The 15,394-nt window shown below is 68.7% G+C and carries 13 protein-coding genes and 2 tRNA genes; 6 read left to right on the forward strand and 9 right to left on the reverse strand.

The window, feature by feature from the left end:
• Positions 1 to 122 precede the first annotated feature (122 nt).
• Positions 123 to 968 carry a type IV toxin-antitoxin system AbiEi family antitoxin domain-containing protein gene (locus tag ABZ477_RS02765; protein WP_360127469.1) on the reverse strand — a complete coding sequence of 282 codons (846 nt, stop codon included), beginning with the start codon at positions 966 to 968 and terminating at the stop codon, positions 123 to 125.
• A 305-nt stretch (positions 969 to 1,273) separates the two neighbouring features.
• Between ABZ477_RS02765 and valS the strand changes: the two genes are divergently transcribed.
• Genes valS through ABZ477_RS02780 form a run of 3 tightly spaced genes read left to right on the forward strand, consistent with a single transcriptional unit; the run spans position 1,274 to position 6,201 of the window.
• Positions 1,274 to 3,853, forward strand: a complete 2,580-nt coding sequence (gene valS / locus ABZ477_RS02770) for a valine--tRNA ligase (protein ID WP_360127472.1) — start codon at positions 1,274 to 1,276, stop codon at positions 3,851 to 3,853.
• 1 nt (position 3,854) lies between these two features.
• Complete coding sequence (locus tag ABZ477_RS02775; RefSeq protein WP_360127475.1) at positions 3,855 to 4,109, forward strand: hypothetical protein; 255 nt, start codon at positions 3,855 to 3,857, stop codon at positions 4,107 to 4,109.
• Between the two features lie 40 nt (positions 4,110 to 4,149).
• Complete coding sequence (locus ABZ477_RS02780; protein WP_360127478.1) at positions 4,150 to 6,201, forward strand: M3 family metallopeptidase; 2,052 nt, start codon at positions 4,150 to 4,152, stop codon at positions 6,199 to 6,201.
• A 42-nt stretch (positions 6,202 to 6,243) separates the two neighbouring features.
• Here the strand turns inward: ABZ477_RS02780 and ABZ477_RS02785 are convergent, their stop codons facing one another.
• On the reverse strand, positions 6,244 to 6,939 hold the full coding sequence (locus ABZ477_RS02785; RefSeq protein ID WP_360127481.1) for a hypothetical protein: 696 nt from the start codon (positions 6,937 to 6,939) through the stop codon (positions 6,244 to 6,246).
• Positions 6,940 to 7,363: 424 nt separating this feature from the next.
• Here ABZ477_RS02785 and ABZ477_RS02790 point away from each other — a divergent pair, with 424 nt between their 5' ends.
• Positions 7,364 to 7,897, forward strand: coding sequence for a hypothetical protein (locus tag ABZ477_RS02790; RefSeq protein WP_360127484.1), 534 nt, complete (start codon positions 7,364 to 7,366; stop codon positions 7,895 to 7,897).
• Between the two features lie 60 nt (positions 7,898 to 7,957).
• On the opposite strand, the gene ABZ477_RS02795 is transcribed toward ABZ477_RS02790, so the two are convergent.
• The 7 genes from ABZ477_RS02795 to ABZ477_RS02825 all read right to left on the reverse strand — a co-directional run bounded on the left by ABZ477_RS02795 (position 7,958) and on the right by ABZ477_RS02825 (position 14,173).
• Positions 7,958 to 9,076 carry an epoxide hydrolase family protein gene (locus tag ABZ477_RS02795; RefSeq protein ID WP_360127487.1) on the reverse strand — a complete coding sequence of 373 codons (1,119 nt, stop codon included), beginning with the start codon at positions 9,074 to 9,076 and terminating at the stop codon, positions 7,958 to 7,960.
• Between the two features lie 53 nt (positions 9,077 to 9,129).
• Complete coding sequence (gene clpX / locus ABZ477_RS02800) at positions 9,130 to 10,398, reverse strand: ATP-dependent Clp protease ATP-binding subunit ClpX (protein ID WP_360127490.1); 1,269 nt, start codon at positions 10,396 to 10,398, stop codon at positions 9,130 to 9,132.
• Positions 10,399 to 10,632: 234 nt separating this feature from the next.
• The gene (locus tag ABZ477_RS02805) at positions 10,633 to 11,349 is read right to left on the reverse strand and encodes an ATP-dependent Clp protease proteolytic subunit (protein WP_360127493.1); all 717 of its coding nucleotides are present in this window, start codon (positions 11,347 to 11,349) and stop codon (positions 10,633 to 10,635) included.
• Between the two features lie 31 nt (positions 11,350 to 11,380).
• On the reverse strand, positions 11,381 to 11,965 hold the full coding sequence (locus tag ABZ477_RS02810; RefSeq protein ID WP_360127495.1) for an ATP-dependent Clp protease proteolytic subunit: 585 nt from the start codon (positions 11,963 to 11,965) through the stop codon (positions 11,381 to 11,383).
• A gap of 89 nt (positions 11,966 to 12,054) precedes the next feature.
• Entirely contained in the window at positions 12,055 to 12,525 is a 471-nt protein-coding gene (locus ABZ477_RS02815) for a tetratricopeptide repeat protein (protein WP_360127498.1), read from the reverse strand.
• Between the two features lie 71 nt (positions 12,526 to 12,596).
• On the reverse strand, positions 12,597 to 14,021 hold the full coding sequence (tig, locus tag ABZ477_RS02820) for a trigger factor (RefSeq protein WP_360127501.1): 1,425 nt from the start codon (positions 14,019 to 14,021) through the stop codon (positions 12,597 to 12,599).
• A 78-nt stretch (positions 14,022 to 14,099) separates the two neighbouring features.
• Positions 14,100 to 14,173, reverse strand: a tRNA-Pro gene (locus tag ABZ477_RS02825).
• Between the two features lie 150 nt (positions 14,174 to 14,323).
• Here ABZ477_RS02825 and ABZ477_RS02830 point away from each other — a divergent pair.
• Both ABZ477_RS02830 and ABZ477_RS02835 read left to right on the forward strand, forming a co-directional pair.
• Positions 14,324 to 15,229, forward strand: coding sequence for an alpha/beta hydrolase (locus tag ABZ477_RS02830; protein ID WP_360127504.1), 906 nt, complete (start codon positions 14,324 to 14,326; stop codon positions 15,227 to 15,229).
• 40 nt (positions 15,230 to 15,269) lie between these two features.
• A tRNA-Gly gene (locus ABZ477_RS02835) sits at positions 15,270 to 15,343 on the forward strand.
• Positions 15,344 to 15,394: the final 51 nt, after the last annotated feature.

Raw genomic sequence — 15,394 nt, forward strand, 5'->3', positions numbered from 1 at the left:
CGCAGAAACGAGGAGATGGGCAGAAACGAGGATGCCTGAGCGCCTTCTAGTCCTCGAAATCGCCCTTCTCCTCGCTTCTGCGCAATAGAGCAGATGCGAAGTCGGCGGAGGCGGCTCGGCGGTCAGGTCGCGCGGTGCAGGCCCTCGGCGACCGCGCGCATGATGAGCGCCTGGACGCCAGGCCAGTCGTCGACCACCTGCCCATACCCGACCCGGATGACGTGGTATCCCATGAGCATCAGGCGCGCGTCATGCGCGATGTCGGCTTCGCGCTGCGGACCCACGTGATGCCCGCCGTCGATCTGGAGGACGAGTCGCTCGCCGATCAAGAAATCGACGGGCCTGCCCGCAAGCCAGGCCTGGGGAACGATCCGCAGGCGCATCCACCTCAGCCGCGGAACCACGAATGACTCCAGCCCAGAGTCCGAATACGGACTCGCCTCCTCCCGGAGCTGACGCGCCCGCCCCGTGAACGGGAGTCGCTTCAGCGCAAGCGAATCGACCATGCCCCTGTTGAGTGCGGACTCCCATATCGCGAGCGCCTCCTCGTGAGGCCGACACACCGCGACGGTGGCGAGCACATTCTCGATCGGGTCGACGAGCGCGCCAGGATGCCTCGGCACGACCGGGTGGTTCCAATGGACCGTGGCCTTCCGGGAGCCGTCGGATCCGACTTCGATCCGGACGGTGCCGGAATGTGGTGGAGCGGCGACGTGAGGTCGGTCTACTTCGAGCACCCACAGACCGAGCCTCGCGGCCTCGGTCACGCATGTGAGGACGACGCCCGCCCTCGCCGCCGCGAAGAGGTGCGGATCAACGCTCGGGACGGCGAGCCATCCATTTCGCGGGCGCTGAAGGATCCCGTGAGCCACCGCCGAGGACAGCGCCCGGCCACTCCATCCAGCCCGCCGCAGATCGGTCGACCGGACGATGCCGCCCCGGTCCCACACCCACTCCTGGATCAGCACGCGACGAGTGTGGCGGATGAGAGACGCTCGCAGCGCGGACGCCGGATCTCAGGTGGACACGCGCTCGACAGCATCCGTTGTGGAGAAGCGCGCGGCGGGCAGAAACGAGGAGATGGACAGAACTGAGGATCAATCTTCCCTACAGCGTCCTCGTTCCTGCCCATCTCCTTGATATTGCGCACCGCAATGACTCGCGACGGATGCTGCGATTCGGGCAGGCACGCAGGCCCGGCCGGTAGAATCGTCCGGCATCCCACACTCAGGCACGCTCACACAGTGCCGCACATATCGCACAAGGAGACCCCATGGCCGATGCGCTGATCCCCGACAAGCCCGCACTCGAGGGTCTCGAAGACAAGTGGGATGCCGCGTGGACCGAGCAGGGCACGTACCTGTTCGACCGCGCCAAGGCGGCCGAGGTCGGCCGCGGAGGCATCTACTCCGTCGACACTCCCCCGCCGACGGCGTCCGGGAGCCTGCACATCGGCCACGTGTTCAGCTACACGCACACCGACGTCAAGGTGCGCTACGAGCGCATGCGCGGCAAGACCGTGTTCTACCCCATGGGCTGGGACGACAACGGCCTGCCGACCGAGCGCCGCGTGCAGAACTACTACGGCGTGCGGTGCGACCCGAGCCTGCCGTATGTGGCGGACTTCACTCCCCCGTACGAGGGCGGCGACAACAAGAGCAGCAAGGCCGCCGACCAGGTGCCGATCAGCCGCCGCAACTTCATCGAGCTGTGCGAGCGCCTCACGGTCGAGGACGAGAAGCACTTCGAGGCGCTGTGGCGCAAGCTCGGCCTGAGCGTCGACTGGACCCAGACTTACCGCACGATCTCGGACGACACGATCCGCACGAGCCAGCTCGCGTTCCTGAAGAACCTCGAGCGCGGCGAGGCGTACCAGTCCCTCGCGCCGACGCTCTGGGACATCGACTTCCGCTCGGCGATCGCGCAGGCCGAGCTCGAGGACCGCGAGCAGCCGGCCGCATACCACCGCGTCGGCTTCCACAAGACCGACGGGTCGGGCGACGTCCACATCGAGACGACGCGTCCCGAGCTGCTCGCGGCGTGCGTCGCGCTCGTGGCGCACCCCGACGACCCGCGCTATCAGTCGCTCTTCGGCTCGACGGTGCGCACGCCGATCTTCGACGTCGAGGTCCCCGTGCTCGCCCACCCGCTCGCGCAGCAGGACAAGGGCTCGGGCATCGCCATGATCTGCACGTTCGGCGACGTGACCGACATCATCTGGTGGCGCGAGCTCGACCTCCCGAACCGCACGATCCTCGGTCAGGACGGCCGCGTCATCGCCGAGGCTCCCGAGGCGATCGTGACCGACGGGGCCAAGGCCGCCTACGCCGAGCTCGCCGGCAAGACCGTGTTCAGCGCGAAGAAGCGCATCGTCGAGCTGCTGCAGGAGTCGGGCGAGCTCATCGGCGACCCGAAGCCCTTCACGCACCCCGTCAAGTTCTACGAGAAGGGCGACCGCCCGCTCGAGATCGTCTCGACGCGCCAGTGGTACCTGCGCAACGGCGCTCGCGACGAGGCCCTGCGCGACCGGCTGATCGGGCTGGGCCGCGAGATCTCGTGGCACCCCGACTTCATGCGCGTGCGCTTCGAGAACTGGACCAATGGACTCACGGGCGACTGGCTCGTGAGCCGCCAGCGGTTCTTCGGCGTGCCGATCCCCGTCTGGTACGCCCTCGACGAGAACGGCGAGCGCGACTACGACCGAGTCCTCGTGCCGAGCCGCGACCAGCTGCCCGTCGACCCCTCGACCGACGTGCCGGACGGCTTCACCGCCGATCAGCGCGGCGTCGCAGGAGGCTTCGAGGGCGAGACCGACATCTTCGACACGTGGGCGACGTCCTCCCTCACGCCGCAGCTTGCGGGCGGCTGGGAGCGCGACCCCGAGCTCTGGAACCTCGTGGCACCCTTCGACCTGCGCCCACAGGGCCAGGACATCATCCGCACCTGGCTCTTCTCGACGCTGCTGCGCAGCGCGCTCGAGGACGGCCGCTCGCCGTGGTCGGATGCCGCCATCTCGGGCTTCATCGTCGACCCGGACCGGAAGAAGATGTCGAAGTCGAAGGGCAACGTCGTCACGCCCGCCGACATCCTCGTGCAGCACGGATCGGATGCTGTCCGCTACTGGGCCGCCTCGAGCCGCCTCGGCACGGACGCGGCCTTCGACCCGCAGAACCCGACGCAGATCAAGATCGGGCGCCGCCTCGCGATCAAGGTGCTCAACGCGGCGAAGTTCGTGCTCTCGTTCCCCGTGCCCGACGGCGCCGAGGTGACGCACGCGCTGGACGCCTCGATGCTCGCGACCCTCGACGGCGTCGTGCGCGAGGCGACGAAGGCGCTCGACGCCTACGACCACGCGCGCGCGCTCGAGATCGCCGAGTCGTTCTTCTGGACGTTCTGCGACGACTACCTCGAGCTCGTCAAGGAGCGCGCGTACAACCAGACCGACGTCGGCCAGGCGTCGGCGGCCCTCGCCCTGCGCATCGCGCTCGAGACGCTCCTGCGCCTATTCGCACCCGTGCTCTCGTTCGCGGCCGAGGAGTCGTGGTCGTGGTTCCACGACGACTCGATCCACACGTCGGCATGGCCCGAGCCGCTCGGCATCGACGGCGACCCCTCCGTCCTCGTCGCCGTGAGCGAAGCGCTCGTCGGCATCCGCCGCGCCAAGACCGAGGCGAAGGCCTCGCAGAAGACGCCAGTCAACCGCGTCACGATCTCGGCGCGGACAGCATCCGTCGAGGCCCTTCGCCTCGCGGAGGGCGACCTGAAGGCCGTCGGCCGCATCGCTGAGATCGAATACGCGGATGCCGAGACCACGACGGTCTCGGACATCGAACTCGCCCCCGTGGAGGTCTGACATGCAGCTCGGAACACGCTGGACCTCGGGCGACGAGCCGCCGGCCGCCGTGCCGGCGGCGCTCGCCAAGGGCATCCGTCAGGTCGACGATGCGACCCCCGGTGACGAGCTCGGTCAGCCGCGACCCCGATGGACGCTCACGTGGCTCGAGGGCAAGCCGATCGCGGAGCTGGACACGGGCGTCATCGTGACGCTCGGGCCCGACGGCGAGCCCGTCGTCGGGCACGACGATGACACGGGGTTCGGCGGGCACTGACCGCGGCTGAGGTCGCGCCGGGCTCGATAGGCTCGGCGGCATGGTCTCCGACAACCCGCTGCTGACGCCGAGCTCCCTCCCGTACCGGCTTCCGGACTACGCCGCGATCAAGCCCGAGCACTACCTGCCCGCCTTCGAGGCGGCCTTCGACGAGCACAAGGCGGAGATCGCGGCCATCACGCGGGTGCGGTCAATGCCGACGTTCGAGAACACCATGGCGCCGCTCGAAGCCGGCGGCCGGCTGCTCGGCGACGTCTCGCGCGCCTTCTATACGGTCTCGTCGGCGGACGCGACGCCCGAGATCCAGGAGATCGAGGAGACCCTCGCGCCGCTGACGTCCGCGCACTACGACTCGATCCAGCTCGACGCGCAGCTGTACTGGCGGATCAAGACCCTGCACGATCAGCTCGACGACCTGGGCCTCGATGCCGAGCAGCGCTACCTCGTCGAGCGTCACTACACCGAGAAGACGCAGGCCGGCGCGGGGCTCGATGACGTGGCGAAAGCTCGGCTGACAGAGATCAACCAGCGGCTGTCGACCCTCACGACGACGTTCGAGAAGAACCTCCTCAACGACACGAACGAGCTCGCGGTCGTCTTCGAGTCTGAGGAGGAGCTCGACGGCCTCTCCGAGGGCGAGCTGTCCGCCGCCGCGCAGGCCGCCGCCGACCGCGGACTCGACGGCTCCTTCCTCGTGAGCCTCACGCTGTTCACGGGGCATCCGTATCTTGCGAGCCTCACGAACCGCGACAGCCGGAAGAAGATCCTGGATGCTTCGCGCTCGCGTGGATCGCGCGGCAACGCGTACGACAACCGTGAGGTGCTCCTGGAGATCGTGCGCCTGCGCGCCGAGCGCGCGGCGCTTCTCGGCTTCGACACGCACGCGGCGTTCGTGACCGCCGACGAGACGGCCGGCTCCCCCGAGGCCGTGCACGCGCTGCTCCGCGAGCTCGCCGCACCCGCCGCCCGCAACGCGCACCGCGAGCAGGAGGCGCTGCAAGCCCTCATCGACGCCGGACCGGAGCCGTTCCCGCTGGAGGCCCACGACTGGGCCTTCTACACCGAGAAGGTGCGCCAGGCGGAGTACGACCTCGACCGCGCCGCCCTGCGCCCGTGGTTCGAAGCGGAGCGCGTCCTGCAGGACGGCGTGTTCCACGCTGCGACCGAGCTCTACGGCACGACCTTCACCGAGCGCCCCGACCTGCAGGCCTACCACCCCGACGCGCGCGTCTTCGAGGTGCACAACGCGGACGGCTCGGCGCTGGGCCTGTTCATCCTCGACCTCTACACGCGCGACACGAAGCGCGGCGGCGCGTGGATGAACTCGATCGTCACGCAGTCGCGCCTGCGCGAGACGAGCCCCATCGTCGTCAACAACCTCAACGTCCCCAAGCCCGCCGCCGGCAAGCCCACACTGCTCTCGCTCGACGAGGTGACGACGCTCTTCCACGAGTTCGGCCACGCCCTGCACGGGCTCTTCGCGACCGTGACGTACCCGCACTTCGCCGGGACGGCCGTCTTCCGCGACTTCGTGGAGTTCCCGAGTCAGGTCAACGAGATGTGGATCTACTGGCCCGAGGTGCTGTCGCGCTACGCGAAGCACATCGACACGGGCGCTCCGCTCCCGGCCGACGTCATCGAGAAGCTCGCGGCGTCCGAGACGTTCAACCAGGGGTTCGCCACGAGCGAGTACCTCGCGGCCTCGTGGCTCGACCAGGCGTGGCACTCGCTCACAGCGGCTGAGGCCGCAGCAGACATCGATGTCGCCGCGTTCGAGGCATCCGCCCTCGCCGACATCGGGCTCGACAACCCCGCCGCACCGACGCGCTACTCGTCGACGTACTTCGCGCACGTCTTCTCCGGCGGCTACAGCGCCGGCTACTACTCGTACATCTGGAGCGAGGTGCTCGACGCCGACACCGTCGAGTGGTTCCGCGACAACGGCGGCCTCACGCGCGGCAACGGCGATCGGTTCCGAAAGCGCCTTCTCGGGGTCGGCGGCTCGAAGGATCCGCTGGAGGCCTACCGCGACTTCCGGGGACGGGATGCCGAGATAGGGCCTCTGCTCAAACGACGGGGCCTCGCGGCCTGATCAGGCGGCGGGGGTTCAGGGCGGGTCGGCGAGCCCCGCGCGTCAGGGCCGCCAATCCGGCTTCCAGCTGTACAGAGTATCCGTCAGCTGTATTCGAGCCTCGCCGTCGGCGTCAATCCGGAAGATGTCCTCGCCGGCCTCCGTCTGACTGGAGAAGGCGATCTGTGCACCGAGCGGACCCCACGTGGGGAATCTGTCACCCTCGGCGGTGTTCGGCAGGTGCCTGAGGCCGGAACCGTCCGGACGGATCGTGAAGATGCCGCCGCCGAACTCCTGCGAGGTGAATGCGATCTCTCGACCGTCGGGTGACCAGTCGGGACCGTAGTCAGCGAGCGATGGCGTATCGGTCAGCCGCAGCTGCTCGCTGCCATCGGGGTTCATGGTCCAGAGGTCCACCGAGCGCACGAACGCGATCTTGCCCGTGCTCGACCAGGACGGCTCCTGTTCGAAGGCCGGCGACGTATTGGTGAGGTTGACTTCACCGGCTCCGTCGGCGTTCATGACGTAGATGTCGGGACCCTCGATGGAGAACCTTGTGAAAGCGATCTGCCGGTCATCGGGCGACCACGTCGGATCGCCGTCGTCCACGTCGTTGTGGGTGAGCTGCGTGACGTGGCGGCCGTCGGCGTCCATGACGAAGATCTCCTCGTCGCCGTCACGGTTGTCATAGAACGCGATGCGTTCACCGTCGGATGACCAGGCAGGAGCGTGACCGCTGCCGAGCCGGATCTCGACCATCCGATTCGATCCCTTCCGGAGCCCGAGCACGAAGATGCCGCACTGGGACGGCTTCGCGCATCCGAGTCTCTCGAATGCGAGGAATGACCGGATGCTCTCGGTGGGACCGGCCGCTGATGCCCCGACCGGGGCGGCGACGGTGACGGCACTCAGCATGAGCGCGGCGGCCAGAGCCCGCCCCCATTGCGCTGAGCGAAGTCGTGTGCCCGCCCGCCTGCGCTTCGGCACTCTGCTGCTCGGCTCGACCATGTGCATGGCAGGACCCCCCAAACATCAGGCCCCTTTGCACGCCCCCACGGCGACTGGGGCGAAACGTACCACGATGAGCCGCCGCTGGGAAGCCCGCCTGCACGACCGGATGCTGCTGCATGGCCGCTGCTCGAACGCAGGGGCCGCGCGCACTGATCACGGGGACAATAGAGCCATGGCGAAACGGTTCGAAGAGAACATGGGCGATGACGCCATGCGCGCCGCGACGGGGCGCGGCCACGCCGAATGGCACGATCTGCTCGACTCTGCGGGCGCGCGCGCCTGGACGCACGCCGAGACGGCGCGCTGGCTGACCGACGAGCAGAGCGTCGCGGCGTGGTGGGCGCAAGGCATCACCGTCGGCTACGAGCAGGCCCGCAAGGGACGCGTGCCCGGCCAGCGGGCGGACGGGACGTTCAACACGCAGAAGGCGAAGACGATCCCGGGCACGCGGCTCGAGGCTCTCGCGGCGGTGGGCGAAGCCCTCACCGCTCGTTACGGCGCACCGCACGGCCAGAATCTCACGGCCGCGATGCCGGTCATGCGCTGGCGGCTCCCCGACGGGACGCGACTCTCGGCGGCCGCGGGGCCAGAGAACGCGTCGGGGGCGCCCATCACGATCACGTGCGAGAAGCTGCCCGACCAGGCCGCCGCAGACGAGGCGAAGCAGGCGATCACGGATCTGCTGGAGGAGGTCGCCCGCGGCTGATGCCCCGGGTCGAGCCCCTGGGCCCGGTCCCCGAAGCCGCAGGCGCGCCTGCGGCTCTCGTCAGCCCAGTGCCCCGATCTCCTGCGCGAACGCCCGCACTCGCGCGGCCATCGCGTCCGGGACCTCGGCGATCGCGAAATGACCACCCTCCTCGAGTCGCTCGAAGGTGCGCAGATCGCGGTAGTACGAGCGTGCGAGCGACTCGGGGTAGTCGCCCTCGTGCTTCTGGATGAACACGGCGGCGGGCACGTCGACCGGAGGCATCGGGTCGGGCTGATCCGCGCCCTCGTAGTAGGGGCGGAACGACGAGCCGATGCTCTGCGTCGTCCAGTAGATCATCGCCTCAGTCATGATGCGCTCGCGTGAGATGCGGCGCTCGACGAGCCGCGGGTCACCCAGCGGGGTGTCGCTCCACTCGACGAGCTTCTCGGCGAGCCAGGCGACCAGGCCTGCGGGCGAGTCGTTGAGGCCCGCAGCGAGCGTGTCGGGGCGCGTCGCCTGGATGTGGCCGTAGCCGCCGTTCGGATGGTGCTCCGCCGCGAGTCGTTCGAAGAAGGCGACCTCGTCCGGCGCGGTCAGCCGCTCGCGCTCGGCATGGGACGGGAAGTGCGAGTGCGTCGCGACGATGCCCAGTACGTGGTCGCCGTGCGTCGCGGCGATGAGGTCGTTGACGTTGGCGGACACGTCCTCGCCGTAGGTGAGGTACGAGTCGTAGCCGAGCACCTCGGTCATGAGCACGTGCATCGTGTGAGCGAGGTTCGCCTCGGTCATGGGCCGGTCGGAGTACGGGGTCGAGAACGCGAAGCCGGGGAAGCTCGGCACGACGACGTGGAAGTCGGGGAGGAGATCGGCGAAGTCGAGCTGCAGCGCGAAGGTGTGCGGCCAGCCGTGCATGACGAGCAGCGCGGGCGCCGAGGCATCCTTCGATCTCAAGTGGGCGAAGTGCACGGTCGCGCCGTCGACCTCTGCCGTGGACTGTGGGTGCGCATTGAGCCACTGCTCCCTCGCCCGCCAGTCGAAGTCGCGCCACGAGTCCACGAGCTGCGCCAAATACTCGCGCGTCATGCCGGCGGGGATCCGGCGCGGCGAGTCCGGCGCGAGGCGCGTGCGCTCGAGGCGCTGCCGCAGGTCGTCCAGCTCGGCGTCGGACACCGCGATCGTGAAGGGCGTGGGGACCATGGCCACACGCTAGGACGGGCCACCGACACCCCCGGCGACGGGTCGGGGTTCGGTCAGGCGCTCTTGCGCTTGTGCCGCAGCACGAGCGTGGGCGGGGCGCCCTCGTCGACGGAGGCCCGCGTCACGATGACTTTGTCGACATCCTCCGCCGAGGGGATCTCGAACATGATCGGCCCGAGCACGTCCTCGAGGATCGCGCGCAGGCCGCGCGCACCCGTCTTGCGCAGCACCGCCAGGTCGGCGATCGCCTCGAGCGCGTCGCGCTCGAACTCGAGCTCGACGCCGTCGAGCTCGAACATGCGCTGGTACTGCTTGACGAGCGCGTTCTTCGGCTCGATGAGGATCTCCATGAGGGCCTCGCGGTCGAGCGGCGTGACGGAGGCGACGACCGGCAGACGCCCGATGAACTCGGGGATGAGTCCGAACTTGTGGAGGTCCTCGGGCTGCACCTCGCTGAAGAGGTCGAGGTCCTTGCCCTTGTCGTGCAGCGGTGCGCCGAAGCCGATGCCGTGCTTGCCGACGCGCGACGAGATGATGTCCTCGAGCCCCGCGAACGCACCCGCCACGATGAACAGGACGTTCGTCGTGTCGATCTGGATGAACTCCTGGTGCGGGTGCTTGCGGCCGCCCTGCGGCGGCACCGAGGCCACCGTCCCCTCGAGGATCTTCAGGAGCGCCTGCTGGACGCCCTCACCCGAGACGTCCCGCGTGATCGAGGGGTTCTCGGCCTTGCGCGCGATCTTGTCGACTTCGTCGATGTAGATGATCCCGGTCTCGGCGCGCTTCGTGTCGAAGTCCGCCGCCTGGATGAGCTTGAGGAGGATGTTCTCGACATCCTCGCCGACGTAGCCGGCCTCGGTGAGCGCCGTGGCGTCTGCGACGGCGAACGGCACGTTGAGGCGCTTGGCGAGGGTCTGCGCGAGATACGTCTTGCCGCAGCCTGTCGGCCCGATCAGCAGGATGTTGCTCTTGGCGATCTCGACCTCGTCGGCGCGCTGCTCGGCCGGCTGGAGCGTGCCGTGGGCGCGGATGCGCTTGTAGTGGTTGTACACGGCCACCGAGAGCGCCCGCTTCGCGGCATCCTGCCCCACGACGTACTCCTCGAGGAAGGAGTAGATCTCGCGCGGCTTCGGGAGGTCGAACTCGGATACGACGCCGGCGCCCTGCTCGGCCGCCCGCTCCTCGATGATCTCGTTGCACAGCTCGACGCACTCGTCGCAGATGTAGACGCCGGGGCCCGCGATGAGCTGCTGGACCTGCTTCTGGCTCTTTCCGCAGAAGGAGCACTTGAAGAGGTCGGCGCTCTCACCGATGCGGGCCATGTGGCTCCTCCTTCTCGCCGACGGCTGCTGCCGGATGACTCCGAGCCTAACCTCTGACGCGGACATGGGGTGGGATTGCGACACGCTCTGTGGAGCGGGCCGCGCGGTGTCCGCTCACGGCGGAACGCCGGGCACGACGGAGCCCCGCTTGTGACGAAACCGCGGACCGATGGGAGCCCCCGCGCACGAACGGAGCCCCGCCGTCCGTGCGGACGGCGGGGCTCGGTGCGATGGTCAGCGCGTGATCGCGGCCTGCCCGCGCTTGCGCGTCGTCAGTACCTGATCGACGAGGCCGTACGCGACCGCCTCCTCCGCGGAGAGGATCTTGTCGCGGTCGATGTCCTTGTTGACCTCTTCGACGGACTTGTTCGAGTGCTTCGAGAGGGTCTGCTCGAGCCACGTGCGCATGCGGAGGATCTCCTGCGCCTGGATCTCGATGTCGGACGCCTGCCCGTGCCCCGCCTCGCCCATCGCGGGCTGGTGGATGAGGATGCGCGCGTTGGGCAGCGCGAGGCGCTTGCCGGGGGCGCCGGCGGCCAGCAGCACGGCCGCGGCGGACGCTGCCTGCCCGAGGACGACCGTCTGGATCGACGGCGAGACGTACTGCATCGTGTCGTAGATCGCCGTCATGGCCGTGAACGAGCCGCCGGGCGAGTTGATGTACATGATGATGTCGCGGTCGGGGTCCTGGCTCTCGAGGACGAGGAGCTGGGCCATGACGTCGTCGGCGGACGCGTCGTCGACCTGCACACCGAGGAAGATGACGCGGTCCTCGAAGAGCTTGTTGTACGGGTCCTGACGCTTGTAGCCGTAGGCCGTGCGCTCTTCGAACTGGGGCAGGATGTACCGGCTGTTCGGGACATGCAGGCTCTGGGGCGCGCCCGCGAGCCGGGGGTCCGGGGCGGAGCCCCAGTGGGCGCCGGCCGGGATGCCGAAGGTCGGGGTGTTCATTCGGATGATCTCTCTTTCGCCTTCGGCCGGGTCAGTTCGCGGTTCCGCCGCCGCCGTGGACGTCCACGGCGTGCTCGCGGATGTGGTCGACGAAGCCGTACTCGAGCGCCTCCTCGGCGCCGAACCAGCGGTCGCGGTCACCGTCGGCGTTGATCTGCTCGACGCTCTTGCCCGTCTGCGCCGCCGTGATCTCGGCCAGGCGGCGCTTCATGTCGAGGATGAGCTGCGCCTGCGTCTGGATGTCGCTCGCCGTGCCGCCGAAGCCGCCGTGCGGCTGGTGCAGCAGGACGCGCGCATTGGGCGTGATGTAGCGCTTGCCCTTCGTGCCGCTCGTGAGGAGCAGCTGGCCCATCGAGGCGGCCATGCCGATGCCGACCGTCACGATGTCGTTCGGGACGAACTGCATCGTGTCGTAGATCGCCATGCCGGCCGTGATCGATCCGCCGGGCGAGTTGATGTAGAGGTAGATGTCCTTCTGCGAGTCCTCGGCCGCGAGAAGGAGGATCTTCGCGCAGATCTCGTTGGCGTTGTCGTCGCGCACCTCCGAGCCCAGCCAGATGATGCGGTCCTTCAGCAGCCTGTCGAAGACGCTCGTCGCGACAAGGGGTTCGGCCATGTTCACTCCTGTTTCCGTGGTCTGCAAAGAATCTACCGGGGCGCCGCGGGCGACCCGGCCGTGTTCGCCGTGGGCAGAGAAGAGGCGCGTCAGACCAGCTCTCGGGCGTAGCCGGTCACCGATCGCGTGTAGCGCGGAAGATGCGGCGCGAGCGCCTGAAGGGCGACGGACGCCGCCCGCACAGCATCCCCGGACGACACCAGCGCGAGCGCATAGAAGGCCGCCGCCGCGTCGTGGAGCGCAGCATCCGACCCCTTCTCGTACTCGGCGCGCAGGAGGGCGAGGCTCTCGTCGACCTTCCCCAGGTTGCGGATCGTGCTCGCGAGCTGGATGACGGCCTGCACACGCCGGTCCTCGTCGAGCCCGGCGTCGAGCGCCCGGCGGTACAGCGGCTCCGCCTCGGCCTCGAGGCCGGCGGAGTCGCGCGCTCCGGCGCGCTCGAACAGCGCCACGGCGTCCCCTTCGGGCCGCTCCGCCGCGAGGGCGTCGATCAGCGCGATGCGCTCCGCATCGGTGACATCGGCCGCCCATGCGGCGGCGACGCGGTCTTCCCAGTCCACAGGTTCTCCTCACAACGAGGAAGGGGACGGATGCTGTCCAGCATCCGTCCCCCTCGGGTCAATGGTTCGCCTTACTCGGCGTCCTTCTTGGTGGTCTTGCGCGCCTTCTTGGCGGGCTTCTCCTCGGCGACCTCGGCCTCTTCGGCCTCGATGATCTCGTCGGCCTCGGCGGCGGCGTCGGCGATCTCCTCGGCCTCCTCGACGACCTCGTCCTCGTCATCGACCGCGACGAAGCCCGTCAGGTCGACAGCGGCGCCGTTGGTGTCGACGACCGAGACCTTGCCGAGCGCGACCGCGAGGGCCTTGTTGCGGGCGACCTCGCCGACCATTGCGGGCAGCTGGTTGTTCTCCTGCAGCGCGTTGACGAAGTCCTGCGGGGCCATGCCGTACTGGGCGGCGGACTGGATGAGATACTGCGTGAGCTCGTCCTGAGCGACCTGGACCTCGTACTTCTCGGCGATCGCGTCGAGCAGCATCTGCGTGCGGAACTGCTTCTCGCTCGCCTCGGTCACCTCGGCGCGGTGCACGTCGTCCTCGAGACGGCCCTCGCCCTCGAGGTGGTTGTGCACCTCGTCCTCGACGAGCTGCGCGGGAACGGGGATCTCGACCTGCTCGAGGAGCTGCTCGATGAGCTTGTCGCGAGCCGCGGCGCCCTGCGTGAACGCCGACTGCTGGCCGACGCGCTCCTTGAGGCTGTCACGCAGCTCGGCGATGGTGTCGAACTCGCTCGCCATCTGGGCGAAGTCGTCGTCGGCCTCGGGAAGCTCGCGCTCCTTGACGGCCTTGACGGTGACCGAGACCTCGGCCTCCTCGCCGGCGTGGTCGCCGCCGACGAGCTTCGAGCGGAACGTCGTGTCCTCGTCCGCGGTGAGCGAGTCGATCGCCTCGTCGATGCCCTCGAGGAGCTCGCCCGAGCCGACCTCGTAGGAGACGCCCTCGGCGCGGTCGATCTCGTTGCCGTCGATCGTCGCGACGAGGTCGAGCTCGACGAAGTCGCCATTCGCGGCGGGACGGTCGACCGTCACGAGCGTGCCGAAGCGGCCGCGCAGGCGCTCCAGCTCGGCGTCGATCGCGGCCTCGTCGACCTCGGCGGCGTCGACGGTGACCGTCGTGCCCTCGAGCTCGGGGAGCTCGAACTCGGGACGGATGTCGACCTCGACCTCGACCTGCAGGTCGCCCGAGAAGTCCTTCTCGCTCGGCCACTCGGTGACCTCGGCCTTGGGACGGCCGAGGACCCGCACCTCGTTGGCGGCGACGGCTTCGCGGTAGAAGGTGTCGAGACCCTCGCTCACGGCGTGCTCGAGGACCGCCGTGCGGCCGATGCGCTGGTCGATGATGGGCGCGGGGACCTTGCCCTTGCGGAAGCCGGGGATCTGCACGTCCTGCGCGATGTGCTCGTACGCGTGCTTGATGCTGGGCTTGAGCTCATCCGGGGTGACCGTGATGTGCAGCTTCACCCGGGTCGGGCTGAGCTTCTCGACGGTGCTGTTGACCATGCCTGTTCGTTCTCCTCGTGTGTACCGCGCACACGCGCGGATGAAGGTCTGGGTCGTGAGTTCTGAGGGGCCGTGATGTCGGGGCGACAGGATTTGAACCTGCGGCCTCCCGCTCCCAAAGCGGGCGCTCTACCAAGCTGAGCTACGCCCCGGGCGGGTGCGCACGCGCGCGTACGCCGAACGGCCCCCAGAAGTCTAGCCGACTCGCGTGGGCCTCACCTGAGCGCAGGTCATCGGCCGGGAGTTGACGAGCCTCGCGCCGGGTGGGACGTTCTTCTTCGGGGACCGAAAGGACGCGCAGGATGAGCCGCATCGACGACGCACCGAACTACCGGCATCGCAGGCGGATGCATCCGCGTCGCCCGCAGACGACGCTCGCGGAGCGCTGGACGCTCGTCGACGGCATCGACGTGTTCTATCGCGAGTCGGTCAACCCGCCGGACGCCCGCGTCATGATGCACGTGCACGGATTCGGCCTGTCCGGTCGCTATCTCCTTCCGACGGCCGAGAAGCTCGCCGACGAATTCCACACGCTTGTGCCGGATCTGCCCGGCTTCGGGCGCAGCGGCAAGGCCCCGAACGCGCTCGACGTCCCCGACCTCGCCCACGCCGCCGCCCGATTCCTGGACGATCGGGGAGTCGAGAAGGCCACGCTCGTCGGCAACTCGATGGGATGCCCCGTCATCTGCGAGTTCGCACACCACTACCCCGATCGCATAGAGCGCGCCGTGCTCGTCTCCCCCGCAGGCGGCATCCACAATCAGCCGCTCGCGCGGGCCATCGGCCAGCTCAGCAAGGACGGCGGGCGGGAGCCCGTCAAGATGGTCGGCGTCGCAACCCCCGACTACCTGCGGTTCGGCGTGCCGAGCACCTTCAAGATGTTCAAGGCCCTCACGCAGTACCCGACGCTGCAGCGGCTGCTGGAGCTGCGCCTGCCGACTCTCGTCGTGCTCGGCGAGCGGGACCCGCTGCTGCCCGGCGCCGCCCGCGTGCAGGAGGTCGCCTCGCAGACCGACAACCACGTGCTGGCGGTGTCGATGGAGACGGCTGCGCACGCCATCAACTTCAGTCACCCCGACGAGCTCGCGCACGTCATCCGCCTCTTCATGGACGACAAGCCCATCGTCGACCACAGCGAAGGCATGAAGCACACGCGCATCTACGAGGTCCATCGGGGGGTGAACCACCCGCCGGTCCAGGGCGACTGATTCCCGTGTATTAGAATCGACCGGTGCGCCTGGCGCACTCGGGGATGTAGCTCAATGGCAGAGCCTCAGTCTTCCAAACTGATGGTGCGGGTTCGATTCCCGTCATCCCCTCCAATGCCCCCGCGGACGGCCGAAGGTCGTCCGCGGGGGCTTTCGCGTGGATGC

It is taken from the genome of Microbacterium sp. NPDC019599 (assembly GCF_040632175.1).
In the GTDB taxonomy this organism is placed as follows: domain Bacteria; phylum Actinomycetota; class Actinomycetes; order Actinomycetales; family Microbacteriaceae; genus Microbacterium.

Bases quoted from the DNA above. Each gene is read 5' to 3' on its own strand.
- valS (WP_360127472.1), top strand. From the start codon at position 1,274: ATGGCCGATGCGCTGATCCCCGACAAGCCCGCACTCGAGGGTCTCGAA.
- ABZ477_RS02775 (WP_360127475.1), top strand. From the start codon at position 3,855: ATGCAGCTCGGAACACGCTGGACCTCGGGCGACGAGCCGCCGGCCGCC.
- ABZ477_RS02780 (WP_360127478.1), top strand. From the start codon at position 4,150: ATGGTCTCCGACAACCCGCTGCTGACGCCGAGCTCCCTCCCGTACCGG.
- ABZ477_RS02785 (WP_360127481.1), bottom strand. From the start codon at position 6,939: ATGGTCGAGATCCGGCTCGGCAGCGGTCACGCTCCTGCCTGGTCATCC.
- ABZ477_RS02790 (WP_360127484.1), top strand. From the start codon at position 7,364: ATGGCGAAACGGTTCGAAGAGAACATGGGCGATGACGCCATGCGCGCC.
- ABZ477_RS02795 (WP_360127487.1), bottom strand. From the start codon at position 9,076: ATGGTCCCCACGCCCTTCACGATCGCGGTGTCCGACGCCGAGCTGGAC.
- clpX (WP_360127490.1), bottom strand. From the start codon at position 10,398: ATGGCCCGCATCGGTGAGAGCGCCGACCTCTTCAAGTGCTCCTTCTGC.
- ABZ477_RS02805 (WP_360127493.1), bottom strand. From the start codon at position 11,349: ATGAACACCCCGACCTTCGGCATCCCGGCCGGCGCCCACTGGGGCTCC.
- ABZ477_RS02810 (WP_360127495.1), bottom strand. From the start codon at position 11,965: ATGGCCGAACCCCTTGTCGCGACGAGCGTCTTCGACAGGCTGCTGAAG.
- tig (WP_360127501.1), bottom strand. From the start codon at position 14,021: ATGGTCAACAGCACCGTCGAGAAGCTCAGCCCGACCCGGGTGAAGCTG.
- ABZ477_RS02830 (WP_360127504.1), top strand. From the start codon at position 14,324: ATGAGCCGCATCGACGACGCACCGAACTACCGGCATCGCAGGCGGATG.